The sequence below is a fragment of the Citrobacter sp. Cb041 genome (genome assembly GCF_030336655.1).
Classification (GTDB): domain Bacteria; phylum Pseudomonadota; class Gammaproteobacteria; order Enterobacterales; family Enterobacteriaceae; genus Citrobacter; species Citrobacter braakii.
The window spans coordinates 32,954-47,159 of sequence record NZ_JAOWDD010000043.1 but is presented as its reverse complement, the minus strand read 5'-3'; the positions used below and the strand labels follow the sequence as shown (position 1 = coordinate 47,159).

Below are 14,206 nucleotides of genomic sequence, written 5' to 3'. Positions count from 1 at the left end.
CGCCGCCTCTGATTAACTTTTTGTCAGGTTGCACAAAGTGAAATTTAATAACCGACCCAGACCGCTTACCGTCTGTAATAACGCTTCTTCTACCGCGCCTACCGAGCCGTAGATGACCAGCGCACCGCTGAATCGATCGAGAAAGCCGATATGTACATCTGCCGCCTTCATAGCTAAGTCACCGGCAATCATCGCGGTTTCGCCTGGCGTCAGCGTCATGATGCCGATAGCGCCCGCTTCGGGAACGCCGATCTTTTTCGCCAGTTCCTCACCAGGGTGCGCAATGAGATGCGCCAGCGTAACCTGTTTCCCCGGCACAAATTCCTGAATAATGCGTTCTTTTTCCATTGCTCACCGCCTCCGCTAAAACTGCCCTCATCGTGGCAATTTTTTGTCAGAGTAAATAACAAAATTCGGCAACCATGTTTAAAAGGTGAAGTGGATCACTAAGAAAGGGGAAATAAAAAGGCGCGGGAGAAACCCGCGCCGGAAATAAATTAAAGTGAAATTACAGCGGCTGAGTTTGGGCTTCTACGACCGCCAGCGCCACCATATTAACGATACGACGAACAGAAGCGATCGGCGTTAATACGTGAACCGGTTTCGCAACCCCCATCAGCACCGGGCCGACCGTTACGCCTTCAGAGCTGGAAACGCGTAGTAAGTTGTAACTAATACGGGCAGCTTCCATATTCGGCATCACCAGAATATTCGCTGAGCCTTTCAGCGGACTGTCCGGCATGCGGTCATGACGGATGCTTTCCACCAGCGCGGCATCGCCGTGCATTTCGCCATCAATCATCAACTCTGGCGCACGCGCCTTAATCAGCTCCAGCGCTTCGCGCATTTTGCTGGCCGACGGACAGTTAGATGAGCCAAAGTTGGAGTGCGACAGCAGCGCTACCTTCGGTTCGATACCAAAGCGACGCACGGTTTCTGCCGCCATCACGGCGATTTCCGCCAGTTGCTCCGGCGTAGGATCGTCGTTAACGTAGGTATCGGCGATAAAGGTGTTACCGCTTGGCAGCAGCAAGGCGTTCATCGCCCCGGCAGTATGCACGCCATCGCGGTGACCAAACACCTCTTTCACCACGCTGAAGTGCTCATGGTAGTCGCCTATCGTACCGCAGATCATCGCATCCGCTTCGCCGCGCTGCACCATGATCGCGCCGATCACCGTGGTGTTGGCAATTACCGCACGCTGCGCCTGCTCCTGGGTAATACCACGACGTTTCATAATCTGGTAGTACTCGCTCCAGTACTCCTTAAAGCGCGGATCGGATTCATTGTTGACGATCTCAAAATCGACGCCTGCTTTGATCTGCAGACCCAGTTTCTGGATACGCATTTCGATAACGCTCGGACGACCGATCAGGATCGGTTTCGCCAGACCTAAAGTGATCAGCTCCTGCGTGGCATGCAGTACACGCGCCTCTTCCCCTTCAGTCAGCACCACGCGCTTCGGCGCTTTGCGTGCCAGAGAGAAAATCGGTTTCATGAACAGGTTGGTTTTGTAGACGAATTCGGTCAGCTTATCGATGTAAGCATCAAAGTCGGCAATCGGACGCGTTGCCACACCGGAATCCATCGCCGCCTTCGCCACCGCAGGGGCGATTTTGACGATCAGACGCGGGTCGAACGGTTTCGGAATGATGTATTCCGGCCCGAAGCTCAGGTCCTGGTCACCATAGGCGGAGGCCACCACTTCGCTCTGCTCGGCGTGCGCCAGCTCAGCAATGGCGTGTACCGCGGCCAGTTTCATCTCTTCGTTGATGGCAGTAGCGCCGACGTCCAGCGCGCCGCGGAAGATGAACGGGAAGCACAGAACGTTGTTAACCTGGTTCGGGTAGTCGGAACGGCCGGTGCAAATGATGGCGTCAGAACGCACCTCTTTCGCCAGCGGCGGCAGGATTTCCGGTTCCGGGTTGGCGAGGGCCAGGATCATTGGCGCACGCGCCATCTTCTTAACCATTTCCTGCGTCAGCACTTTCGGACCAGAGCAACCGAGGAAAATGTCTGCGCCGTCAATGACATCATCCAGCGTACGCTTACCGTCATCCACCACTGCGTAAGCCGCTTTGGTTTCCGCCATGTTTGGTTCACGATCTTTGTAAATCACCCCTTTGGAGTCGCAGACCACAATGTTGTGTTTCTGCATACCCAGCGCCACCAGCAGGTTCATACAGGCAATCGCCGCCGCACCTGCACCGGACACCACCATGCGCACATCAGAGATATTTTTCTCAACCACCCGCAGACCGTTAAGAATTGCGGCAGTACTGATGATTGCCGTACCGTGCTGGTCATCGTGGAATACCGGAATATTCATGCGCTCACGGAGTTTTTGCTCAATGTAGAAGCACTCCGGCGCTTTGATATCTTCGAGGTTAATGCCACCAAACGTTGGTTCAAGCGCCGCTACCACGTTGATAAATTTATCCGGATCGAGTTCATCAACTTCGATGTCGAACACGTCAATCCCGGCGAATTTCTTAAACAGAACGCCTTTACCTTCCATCACCGGTTTACCGGCCAGCGCGCCAATATTACCCAGGCCCAGAACCGCAGTACCGTTGGAAATAACCGCAACCAGGTTGCCGCGTGCGGTGTATTTGTAGGCTGCCAGCGGGTCCTTTTCAATTTCAAGACACGGTGCAGCCACGCCCGGCGAGTAGGCCAACGCGAGGTCGCGCTGGGTTGCCAGAGGCTTGGTCGGAGAAACCTGGATTTTACCGGGTACCGGAAATTCGTGGAAATCGAGGGCGCTTTGTTTTAACTGGTCATCCATCTTGTTGTTCCTTTCACGTATCTATCAAAAAAGTGGCGCGGGTAACCATTCTACTGAGCCGCACATTATCACCTCAGTCAACGGCACAAACTTTGAAGGTCCCCATACTCTCACCATTCAAAGAAAGAATTTGTTATCAATTTATAACATCTATGTTACCTGCTTAAGCCAGCAATACCATGCTTGTCTGCTATGCTTTTTGCTGACAACGCCCGCAATTATCTCAAAAGTGTGAATCACAACACGCATCTAACACTTTACTTTTCAAGGAGTATTTCCTATGACCCGTAAAGAGCTTGCCAATGCCATTCGTGCGCTAAGTATGGATGCCGTCCAAAAAGCTAACTCCGGCCACCCTGGAGCACCAATGGGGATGGCCGATATCGCCGAAGTACTGTGGAACGATTTCCTGCGCCATAACCCGTCCGATCCCACCTGGTACGATCGTGACCGGTTTATTTTATCCAATGGCCACGCCTCAATGCTGCTTTACAGCCTGTTGCATCTTTCCGGCTACAACCTGCCGCTCGAAGAGTTAAAGAACTTCCGCCAGCTCCATTCGAAGACGCCAGGACACCCGGAAATTGGCTATACGCCGGGCGTGGAGACCACCACCGGACCGTTGGGTCAGGGTTTAGCCAACGCTGTCGGAATGGCGATTGCAGAACGCACGCTGGCGGCGCAGTTTAACCAGCCAGACCACGAGATTGTTAATCACTATACCTGGGTCTTTATGGGCGACGGCTGTCTGATGGAGGGCATTTCTCACGAAGTGTGCTCGCTGGCGGGCACCCTGGGACTTGGCAAACTCATCGGCTTTTACGATCACAACGGCATCTCAATTGATGGCGAAACCGACGGCTGGTTTACCGACGATACCGCGAAACGCTTTGAGGCCTATCACTGGCATGTAGTGCACGAGATTGACGGCCATGACCCTGAGGCGGTGAAAAAAGCGATTCAGGAAGCAAAGGCCGTTACCGATAAACCGTCGCTGATTATCTGCCGCACGGTGATTGGTTTTGGTTCACCGAATAAAGCCGGGAAAGAGGAAGCGCACGGCGCTGCGCTGGGTGAAGAAGAAGTGGCGCTGACCCGACAGAAGTTGGGGTGGCATCATCCTGCCTTTGAAATCCCCAAAGAGATTTACCGGGCGTGGGACGCTCGTGAAAAAGGCGAGAAAGCCCAACAGAGCTGGAATGAGAAATTCGCCGCTTATCGACATGCGCATCCGGATCTGGCGGCAGAGTTTACCCGCCGGATGAGCGGTGGACTGCCGGAAGAGTGGGAAGAAACGACCCAGAAATATATCACCGAGCTGCAGGCCAATCCGGCCAAAATCGCCACCCGTAAGGCCTCGCAAAATACCCTGAACGCTTACGGGCCGATACTGCCTGAGCTGCTTGGCGGTTCGGCGGATCTGGCGCCCAGCAACCTGACCATCTGGAAAGGCTCCACTTCTCTTAAAGAGGATCATGCAGGAAACTACATCCACTACGGCGTGCGGGAATTTGGCATGACCGCGATTGCCAACGGTATCGCTCACCACGGGGGCTTCGTACCGTACACCGCAACGTTCCTGATGTTTGTCGAATATGCCCGTAATGCCGCACGCATGGCGGCGCTGATGAAAGCCCGACAAATCATGGTTTATACCCACGACTCGATTGGCCTTGGGGAAGATGGTCCCACGCACCAGGCCGTCGAACAGCTCGCCAGCCTGCGTCTGACGCCTAATTTCAGCACCTGGCGACCCTGCGATCAGGTTGAAGCGGCGGTAGGCTGGAAGCTGGCGGTCGAACGCCATGACGGGCCAACGGCGCTGATCCTCTCGCGGCAAAATCTGGCGCAGGTTGAGCGGACGCCTGAGCAAGTGCAGCAGATTGCCCGCGGCGGCTATGTGCTGAAGGATGGCGGCGGTAAGCCGGATGTTATCCTGATTGCTACCGGTTCAGAAATGGAAATCACACTGCTGGCGGCGGAAAAACTGACCGGTGAAGGTCGTAACGTGCGGGTGGTTTCTCTACCCTCAACCGATATCTTCGACGCCCAGGATGAAGCGTATCGGGAATCGGTCCTCCCCTCAAACGTCAGCGCGCGCGTGGCGGTAGAAGCAGGAATTGCCGACTACTGGTACAAATATGTTGGGCTGAAAGGGGCGATTGTCGGTATGACGGGTTATGGGGAGTCGGCTCCGGCAGACAAGCTGTTCCCGTTCTTCGGCTTTACGGTGGATAACATTGTCGACAAAGCGCATAAGGTGCTTAACGTGTGATCCACAGCGTGGGCCAGGCATCTGGCCCATGCCAGTTATCGCAGCTTGGCTCTTGGGCATAGCGCACCAGACGAAAACGCTGACCGTCGTAGCGCCAGCGAGTCTGGATACCGCAATCTGCCAACCCTCGTCCTTTAGCGAGGGTTACCAGCTCGCGCGACTTCTCATCAAACGTGGCGTTGGTCAGCTCCATATCGCGGCTTTCCGCATCCGTTTTAAAAGGCAGGCTTAGCCGTACCGCCCGTGACGTCAACGGGGTAGTACGTGAAACCACCCACGCCAGATCGATGGTGTTATATGCCCCGGCTTCACAGCCGATCATCAGCAGCGCTTTATCATCCGTTAAGGCCGTGACGCGCATCTCGCGACGCAGCGGATCGATCGAACAGCGAATACCGTTGATCCGCCAGTTACCGTAATCCAGCAATTCACTGCGCTCTTGTTGCGTGAGAGGCGTTGGCGTTGGGTTAATCACAGCCACGCCTTTTAAAGCGGGAGCGGGAGGAACGCTGAGCGGAGGCTCGTCGCCTTTTTCGATCCATGCGGTTTCGCTGCCGACCCGTTTTTGCTGGGCGTCGATAAAAAGCAGCGCGGCTTTTAGCCCGACCAGGGACAGGTTTTGCGCCCCTTTTTGCAGGGTTATCGCCTTCGCGTCCTGTACGGTTGTTAAAAATGCGCTGATGGTGGCCGGATCATCGGTCATCAGTTGCCAGGGGGTAATACGCCAGTGTTCGCCGCGAAGCGGGAGCGACGCGCCATCCAGTAGCAGACGTGGCGCAATATCGCTCTCTTTGGCTGTAGGCGATTCCAGCCCACCCAGTTCAATACGCAACACGGCGTCGGTATGTGCCCCGGCACTGCGGCTCAAGGTCATGACCAGGCCGTGATGTTCTCCGGTATTGCGCGCCACGCAAAAGTTTTGGTTATTGCACGTCACCTGCCAGTCAGAAAACGTCTGTTGCGCGGGCGCGGCCCACAGCAAACGGACGGGTAACAACCCGAGCAGGAAAAGTAAAATAACGCGATAGCGCATGGACGGTACAACCCCGAAGTCAAAACACACAGCCTAAGCGGTATCTTCCTTGCGCGACTGATGTGGCTCAATAAGAATCGTCGGATTGGCCGAAAATTTGTAAAGAAATATAAATCCCGCGCATTAGTCCATGAGATGCGACGACTGCAAATAGTTCAGCAATAGCACCGTCTTACCGTCACGGATTTCACCCGTTTTAATCATTTCCAGCGCCTGGGTGAACGGCAGCTCCAGAACCTCAATATCTTCATCTTCCACCCCTCCGCCCGCATTTGCCCGCTGGCTGTCGCTGTATTGTGCAATAAAGAAATGAATTATCTCCGTCACGCCGCCCGGCGACATATAGAGCTCAAACAGCTTACGCACTTCCCCCACTTCAAAGCCGGTCTCTTCAATGGCCTCTTTCCGAATGCACGCTTCCGGTTCGTCGTTATCCAGCAGCCCGGCGCAGGTTTCAATCAGTTGACCGTTTTCATTACCATTGACCCAGGTGGCGACGCGAAACTGGCGGATGAGCACCACCGTTTTCTTCTCCGGGTTATACAGCAGGATAGTGGCGCCGTTGCCGCGATCGTAAACCTCGCGTTTGTGACGAATCACCTCTCCATTGCTACGGGTCAGGTCATAGGTGATATTGCGCAGGATGAAGTAGTTATCGGAAAGGACTTTATCTTTGATGAGGGTAATTTTTTGCGACATACCGGCTCCACAGCAAGAAGTGAGAAATAATACTACGCCGTGAAACCGGGTTTGTCTTGGTGCAATGTCGGCCTGATAAGCGAAGCGCCATCAGGCAATTATGCGGCACAGAACCGGATAGCAACGCTTGCGCGCCTTATCCGGCCTTCTTAGCGACTTAGTGAGATTTGACTGATTTTACGCCCAGCCAGTCGACGATCCCCTGGGCGGCATGCCGTCCTTCCGCCATGGCCGTAACCACCAGATCCGCACCGCGTACCGCGTCGCCACCGGCGAAGATTTTCGGGTTACTGGTTTGATAACGGTATGCGCTTTCAACATTGGCGGCAATGCGCCCCCAGTTATCGACCTTAACCCCATGCGTCTCCAGCCACGGCATGCCATGTGGGTGAAAACCAAACGCCATGATCACCGCATCTGCGGGCATGACAAACTCACTCCCGGCGAGGGGAACCGGGCGACGACGCCCCTGCGCGTCCGGCTCGCCAAGCTGGGTACGTAAAAAACGCACGCCGCTGACTCGCCCATCATCATGTAACACCAGCTCAACCGGCTGGACGTTAAACTCGAAGTTAGCCCCCTCTTCCCGGGCGTTCTTCACCTCTTTTTTCGAACCGGGCATGTTGGCTTCATCACGACGATAAGCGCAGGTCACCTGGCGTGCGCCATGACGCAGCGCGGTACGCACGCAGTCCATCGCCGTATCGCCTCCGCCCAGTACAACCACGTTCAGTCCGGCGGTATCGATGAACGGCTCTTCAGGCAGTTCATCCAGCCCCATCACCTGCTTGGTGTTGGCAATCAGGAACGGTAACGCGTCATAAACGCCAGGCGCGTCTTCATTCGGCAGATCCGCCTTCATGGAACGATAGGTCCCTACGCCCACGAATACGGCATCGTAATCCTCCAGCAGCGCCGACAGCGCCACATCCTTACCCACTTCACAGTTAAGTTCGAAATGAATACCCATGGCGCTGAAGATTTCACGGCGGCGGGCCAGCAGCGATTTGTCCAGCTTGAAGGCCGGAATGCCGAACGTCAGCAAACCGCCGATTTCAGGGTGGCGATCGTATACGGTGGCGCTGACTCCGCTGCGCGCCAGCACATCCGCGCAGGCCAGACCCGCCGGACCCGCGCCGATGATAGCAACGCGCTTATCCACTTTCTGCACGTGGCTTAAGTCCGGTCGCCATCCTTTGCTCAGGGCCCGATCAGAGATGTAACGCTCAATATTTCCGATAGTGACCGCCCCATGCTCGCTACGCACCGTGCATGCCCCTTCGCAAAGTCGGTCCTGCGGACATACGCGCCCGGTCACTTCCGGCAGGCAGTTGGTCTGGTGAGAAAGCTCAACCGCCGCGTCGATATTCCCGGCTTTGACCAGTTCAATCCACTGCGGAATATGGTTATGCAATGGGCAGGTCCATTCGCAAATACTGTGGTCGCCGCATTTCAGGCAGCGGGACGCTTCCCGTTCCGCTTGCGCCGTACGAAACGGCAGATAGATCTCCTCAAAGCTGGTTTTACGGACCTCAATTGCCAGCTTATCCGGCTCACCACGCGCAGGCGTCGCCTGCATTTGCTCACGTTTGGTAATTGCATGCGAAACGAAATCGGTGGCGTTGGCATGCCAGGGCTGGCTTTCCAGACTGGCGGTGCGTAGCCTGCGCGCTTTTGACAGACCAGTAAGCGAATTTTCCGTCACCAGTTGTAACGCCTGCGCCGGACAGTTCTCTACGCAGGCGGGTCCCTGTTCGCGTCCCTGACACAAATCGCATTTGTGCGCAGTGGCTTTCACCTTCCCTTTAGCGACAGGAGTGAGTACGATCTGCATCGTGCCGAAAGGACAAGCAACGACGCACGATTTACAGCCAATACACTTTTTCGGGTTCACCTGAACGCTGTCGTTATCATGGCTGATTGCCCCGTTCGGGCAACTTCTGGCGCAGGGCGCATCTTCACAGTGATGGCAGGTTACCGCACTGCGCTGCTGCTGATGCTTGATGACGGTAATTCGGGGCTGGAAATGCCGTTGACTCAGGACATGCTGCTCGCCATTGTGAGCCATGACGCAGGCGACCTCACAGGCATGGCATCCCAGGCACTGCTGGCTATTAACCATAATAAAACGATTCATGGCTTCCTTCTTTTTTGGTTGCAAAAACCTTATTCTTTATATGAGTGTTGTTATTAACCGACACGGAAGGAAGCGGCAATGTTCATTTGCCCAGGAAGCACAACTATTTATCCAGAACCTGTGGCAGATCAATTTATTTCATCGCATATGAAATTGCGTTTCAGTTACCATCCAGTTTCATGGCGTTTTATTAACATTTATCAAATACACCGCATCGTTCGGGCTGTTTTAAGGCGCGACGTGTATTGTGTGAGGATGTACAAGTGACGGTAAAGCGTCCGGTCTCGGCCAGTCTGGCTAAAGCTTTTTTCTACATAGTGCTGTTGTCGATTCTCTCAACGGGTATTGCGCTGCTCACGCTGACCAGCAGCTTACGAGATGCCGAAGCCATCAACGTGGCTGGCTCATTGCGCATGCAAAGTTACCGTCTGGGTTACGATCTGCAAAGCCAAAGTCCGCAGCTTAACGCTCACCGCCAGCTTTTCCAGCAGGCGCTAAACTCGCCAGCACTACAGAACCTGAACGCGTGGTATGTGCCTCAAGCGGTAAAAAGTCGCTATGGGCGTCTACATGCAAACTGGCTGGAAATGAACGCCCGTCTGATCGATGGCGATTTAAATTGGTACCAGAGCAATATCAATAACTATGTCGATCAAATCGATCTCTTCGTGCTGGCGCTGCAACATTATGCTGAACGCAAAGTGATGCTGGTTTTTGGTATTTCACTGGCGGGCGGGATCGGCATATTCACCCTCGTTTTCTTTACCTTGCGGCGTATTCGCCAGCAGGTGGTGCGTCCGCTGAATAAGCTGGTGGTGGCCAGCCAGCACATTGAACACGGTCAGTTTGACATCCCGTCGCTGGATACTGATTTGCCCAACGAACTCGGGTTGTTGGGCAAGACCTTCAGCCAGATGTCGAGTGAATTACACAAGCTGTACCGCTCGCTGGAAGCGTCTGTCGCTGAGAAGACCCACGATCTCCACGAAGCTAATCGTCGTCTGGAAGTGTTGTATCAGTGCTCTCAGGCGTTAAATACCAGTCAGATTGATGTGTACTGCTTCCGCCATATTTTACAGATCGTCCGCGAGCATGACGCCGCCTATTTCCTGGAACTCACCGTCGGAGATAACTGGCGAATTAGCGAAGGCGCAAAAAGCCCCGAGCTGCCGATGCAGATCCTGCCGGTCACCATGCAGGAAACCGTCTACGGTGAACTGCACTGGCAAAGCCCGAACGTCAATGCTTCTACCCCGTTGCTTAACAGCGTCTCCTCGATGCTCGGTCGCGGGTTGTACTTCAACCAGGCGCAAAAACATTTTCAGCAGCTGTTGTTAATGGAGGAACGGGCGACGATTGCGCGCGAGCTGCACGACTCGCTGGCGCAAGTGCTCTCTTATTTACGCATTCAGCTCACGCTGCTGAAGCGTTCGATTCCCGAAGATAACGCCCCGGCGCAAAGCATTATGGCGGATTTCTCTCAGGCGCTGAACGATGCCTACCGCCAGCTACGCGAACTGCTCACCACCTTCCGCCTGACTTTACAGCAGGCCGATCTCCCCTCCGCCCTGCATGAAATGCTGGAAACGCTGCAAAATCAGACATCGGCTAAACTGACGCTTGATTGCCGGTTACCGACCCTGGCGCTGGACGCGCAAATGCAGGTGCATCTGCTGCAGATCGTCCGTGAAGCGGTGCTGAACGCGATTAAACATGCCAGCGCAACCGAAATTGCCGTCAGTTGCGTGACCGCGCCGGATGGTAATCACACGGTTTATATTCGCGATAACGGCATCGGCATTGGCGAGCCGCATGAGCCTTCGGGGCACTATGGATTAAATATTATGCGCGAGCGGGCGGAAAGGCTGAGCGGCACGCTGACTTTCTCTCAACCCTCCGGAGGGGGAACGCTGGTGAGCATCAGTTTTCGTTCGGCAGAATCCGACGGTGAGCTAACGTAAAGAACCGCAAAGCGCCGTCGGTTCTCGATCCAGGCCTGACGGCGTTGGCACGAAAGGTATGCTGTAAACGGGCATGATAATTTACATTATCTTCTTTTTTTCTCCACGTTTGCCCCGTACCTTGCCGCTAAAGTGAAGCAATTCACACCCATAACGATACGCAGAAACACGAGGTCCCCTTTTAATGGCGAATTTTTTCATCGATCGCCCCATTTTTGCCTGGGTGTTAGCAATCCTGTTGTGCCTGACAGGAGCCCTGGCTATTTTTTCGCTGCCCGTTGAGCAATATCCCGATCTGGCACCGCCAAATGTGCGGGTAACCGCGAACTACCCTGGCGCGTCCGCACAAACCCTGGAAAATACCGTCACCCAGGTTATCGAGCAGAACATGACTGGTCTCGATAATCTGATGTACATGTCGTCGCAGAGCAGCGGGACAGGCCAGGCGTCAGTTACGCTGAGCTTCCTCGCGGGAACCGATCCTGATGAAGCCGTCCAGCAGGTGCAAAACCAGCTGCAATCGGCAATGCGTAAGCTGCCGCAGGCGGTACAGAATCAAGGGGTCACGGTGCGCAAGACCGGGGACACCAATATTCTGACCATCGCCTTCGTCTCCACCGATGGCTCAATGGATAAGCAGGACATCGCCGACTACGTCGCCAGTAATATCCAGGATCCGCTCAGTCGTATAAACGGCGTGGGCGATATTGACGCCTACGGTTCACAATATTCCATGCGTATCTGGCTCGACCCGGTCAAACTTAACAGCTTCCAGATGACCGCCAAAGATGTGACCGATGCTATCGAGTCACAAAATGCGCAGATTGCCGTCGGGCAACTTGGCGGCACGCCTTCGGTGGACAAACAAGCGCTGAATGCGACGATCAACGCCCAGTCGCTGCTACAGACTCCGGATGAATTTCGCGCGATTACACTACGCGTCAATCAGGACGGCTCAGAAGTTAAACTGGGTGATGTGGCGATGGTCGAAATGGGTGCGGAAAAGTATGACTATCTCAGCCGCTTCAACGGCCACCCGGCTTCCGGTCTGGGGGTAAAACTGGCCTCCGGCGCCAATGAAATGGCAACGGCGGAGCTGGTTATCGACCGCCTGAACGAGCTCTCACAGTATTTTCCGCACGGGCTGGAATACAAGGTGGCGTATGAAACTACCTCCTTTGTCAAAGCCTCAATCATCGACGTGGTGAAAACACTGCTGGAAGCGATCGCGCTGGTATTCCTTGTCATGTACCTGTTCCTGCAAAACTTCCGCGCCACGCTGATTCCTACAATCGCCGTTCCCGTCGTCCTGATGGGTACTTTTTCCGTGCTCTACGCCTTTGGCTACAGCGTTAACACCCTGACGATGTTTGCGATGGTGCTGGCGATCGGCTTGCTGGTCGATGATGCCATTGTGGTGGTGGAAAACGTCGAGCGTATTATGAGTGAGGAAGGCCTCTCGCCGCGGGAAGCGACGCGGAAATCGATGGGGCAAATCCAGGGCGCGCTGGTCGGTATCGCCATGGTGCTGTCGGCGGTGTTTATCCCGATGGCCTTCTTCGGCGGCACTACCGGGGCTATTTACCGCCAGTTCTCGATTACCATCGTCTCCGCAATGGTTCTTTCAGTTCTGGTGGCGATGATCCTCACCCCTGCCCTGTGCGCCACTCTGCTCAAACCGCTACATAAAGGCGAGCATCACGGGCAAACCGGTTTCTTTGGCTGGTTTAACCGGATGTTTAACCGCAACGCCGAACGCTACGAAAAAGGCGTCGCCAGGATCCTGCACCGCAGCCTGCGCTGGATACTGATTTACGGCCTGCTGCTCGGCGGTATGGTTTTCCTGTTCCTGCGCCTGCCAACCTCCTTCCTGCCGCTCGAAGACCGCGGCATGTTTACCACCTCGATACAGTTGCCCAGCGGCTCGACCCAGCAGCAAACATTGAAAGTAGTTGAGGAAGTGGAGAAGTATTACTTCACCCATGAGAAAGACAACATTACGTCGGTCTTTTCCACGGTCGGTTCTGGCCCTGGCGGGAACGGTCAAAACGTGGCGCGGATGTTTGTCCGCTTAAAAGACTGGGATGATCGTGACACCACCACCGGAACCTCTTTCGCCATCATCGAGCGCGCGACTAAAGCCTTTAATAAGATTAAAGAAGCCCGCGTCTTCGCCAGCAGCCCTCCGGCGATTAGCGGTCTCGGGAGCTCTGCCGGTTTCGATATGGAGCTGCAAGATCACGCCGGTGCGGGCCATGATGCGTTAATGGCCGCGCGCGACAAGCTGATTGAGCTGGCCGGGAAAGACGCGTCTCTGACCCGTGTTCGTCATAATGGTCTGGACGACAGCCCGCAGTTGCAAATTGATATCGATCAGCGCAAAGCCCAGGCACTGGGCGTTTCCATTGATGACATCAACGACACCTTGCAAACGGCCTGGGGCTCCAGCTACGTCAATGACTTTATGGACCGGGGTCGCGTGAAGAAGGTTTACGTGCAGGCGGCGGCAAAATATCGCATGCTCCCGGACGACATCAATCTGTGGTACGTCCGCAATAATAGCGGCGGCATGGTGCCTTTCTCGGCCTTTGCCACGTCGCGCTGGGAAACGGGTTCACCGCGTCTGGAACGCTATAACGGCTACTCCGCCGTCGAGATTGTTGGCGAAGCCGCCCCAGGCGTCAGTACCGGTACGGCGATGGACATTATGGAATCGCTGGTCCACCAGTTGCCGACCGGATTCGGACTCGAATGGACCGCGATGTCTTACCAGGAACGGCTGTCGGGCTCTCAGGCGCCAGCCCTGTACGCCATTTCTTTGCTGGTGGTGTTCCTGTGTCTGGCGGCGTTGTACGAAAGCTGGTCGGTTCCCTTCTCCGTCATGCTGGTTGTACCGCTGGGGGTCATTGGCGCGCTGCTCGCTACCTGGATGCGCGGCCTGGAAAACGACGTGTACTTTCAGGTCGGGTTACTCACCGTTATCGGGCTTTCGGCGAAGAACGCAATATTGATTGTTGAATTCGCCAATGAGATGAACGAGAAAGGTCACGACTTGCTCGACGCCACGCTGCATGCCTGTCGCCAACGCTTACGCCCAATTCTGATGACGTCACTGGCGTTTATCTTTGGGGTGTTGCCGATGACCATCAGCAGTGGCGCAGGTTCCGGCGGTCAGCATGCGGTAGGGACTGGCGTAATGGGCGGGATGATTTCAGCCACAGTCCTTGCGATTTACTTCGTTCCTCTGTTCTTTGTGCTGGTACGCAGACGTTTCCCGTTGAAGCCACGCCCAGAATAATCGGACACAAAAAAG

The 14,206-nt window shown here is 55.0% G+C and carries 8 protein-coding genes; 3 read left to right on the top strand and 5 right to left on the bottom strand.

Annotated elements, in window-relative coordinates; genetic code table 11:
• Nucleotides 1–12: 12 nt before the first annotated feature.
• Both eutS and maeB read right to left on the bottom strand, forming a co-directional pair.
• Nucleotides 13–348, bottom strand: a complete 336-nt coding sequence (eutS, locus tag OGV52_RS21045; RefSeq protein ID WP_003037995.1) for an ethanolamine utilization microcompartment protein EutS — start codon at nt 346–348, stop codon at nt 13–15.
• Nucleotides 349–508: 160 nt separating this feature from the next.
• On the bottom strand, nt 509–2,788 hold the full coding sequence (maeB, locus tag OGV52_RS21040; RefSeq protein WP_016153959.1) for an NADP-dependent oxaloacetate-decarboxylating malate dehydrogenase: 2,280 nt from the start codon (nt 2,786–2,788) through the stop codon (nt 509–511).
• 280 nt (nt 2,789–3,068) lie between these two features.
• On the opposite strand from maeB, the gene tkt reads away from it, so the two are divergent.
• A complete protein-coding gene (gene tkt, locus OGV52_RS21035; RefSeq protein ID WP_047416395.1) occupies nt 3,069–5,063 on the top strand; it encodes a transketolase in 1,995 nt (664 codons plus the stop codon).
• Here tkt and OGV52_RS21030 read toward each other — a convergent pair.
• From OGV52_RS21030 to aegA, 3 genes are all read right to left on the bottom strand, one after another.
• The gene (locus OGV52_RS21030; protein ID WP_141875481.1) at nt 5,053–6,096 is read right to left on the bottom strand and encodes a DUF1176 domain-containing protein; all 1,044 of its coding nucleotides are present in this window, start codon (nt 6,094–6,096) and stop codon (nt 5,053–5,055) included. The genes tkt and OGV52_RS21030 overlap by 11 nt on opposite strands.
• 123 nt (nt 6,097–6,219) lie before the next feature.
• A complete protein-coding gene (gene nudK, locus OGV52_RS21025; protein ID WP_047501610.1) occupies nt 6,220–6,795 on the bottom strand; it encodes a GDP-mannose pyrophosphatase NudK in 576 nt (191 codons plus the stop codon).
• A gap of 157 nt (nt 6,796–6,952) precedes the next feature.
• A complete protein-coding gene (gene aegA, locus OGV52_RS21020; RefSeq protein ID WP_287109112.1) occupies nt 6,953–8,932 on the bottom strand; it encodes a formate-dependent uric acid utilization protein AegA in 1,980 nt (659 codons plus the stop codon).
• Between the two features lie 263 nt (nt 8,933–9,195).
• Here aegA and narQ point away from each other — a divergent pair, with 263 nt between their 5' ends.
• Both narQ and acrD read left to right on the top strand, forming a co-directional pair.
• Complete coding sequence (narQ, locus tag OGV52_RS21015; protein WP_016157109.1) at nt 9,196–10,893, top strand: nitrate/nitrite two-component system sensor histidine kinase NarQ; 1,698 nt, start codon at nt 9,196–9,198, stop codon at nt 10,891–10,893.
• A 184-nt stretch (nt 10,894–11,077) separates the two neighbouring features.
• The gene (gene acrD, locus OGV52_RS21010) at nt 11,078–14,191 is read left to right on the top strand and encodes a multidrug efflux RND transporter permease AcrD (protein ID WP_047501604.1); all 3,114 of its coding nucleotides are present in this window, start codon (nt 11,078–11,080) and stop codon (nt 14,189–14,191) included.
• Nucleotides 14,192–14,206: the final 15 nt, after the last annotated feature.

What these genes read in the sequence shown, in the direction of transcription:
- nudK (WP_047501610.1), bottom strand. Translation starts at nt 6,795, where the DNA reads ATGTCGCAAAAAATTACCCTCATCAAAGATAAAGTCCTTTCCGATAAC.
- acrD (WP_047501604.1), top strand. Translation starts at nt 11,078, where the DNA reads ATGGCGAATTTTTTCATCGATCGCCCCATTTTTGCCTGGGTGTTAGCA.
- maeB (WP_016153959.1), bottom strand. Translation starts at nt 2,788, where the DNA reads ATGGATGACCAGTTAAAACAAAGCGCCCTCGATTTCCACGAATTTCCG.
- eutS (WP_003037995.1), bottom strand. Translation starts at nt 348, where the DNA reads ATGGAAAAAGAACGCATTATTCAGGAATTTGTGCCGGGGAAACAGGTT.
- aegA (WP_287109112.1), bottom strand. Translation starts at nt 8,932, where the DNA reads ATGAATCGTTTTATTATGGTTAATAGCCAGCAGTGCCTGGGATGCCAT.
- tkt (WP_047416395.1), top strand. Translation starts at nt 3,069, where the DNA reads ATGACCCGTAAAGAGCTTGCCAATGCCATTCGTGCGCTAAGTATGGAT.
- OGV52_RS21030 (WP_141875481.1), bottom strand. Translation starts at nt 6,096, where the DNA reads ATGCGCTATCGCGTTATTTTACTTTTCCTGCTCGGGTTGTTACCCGTC.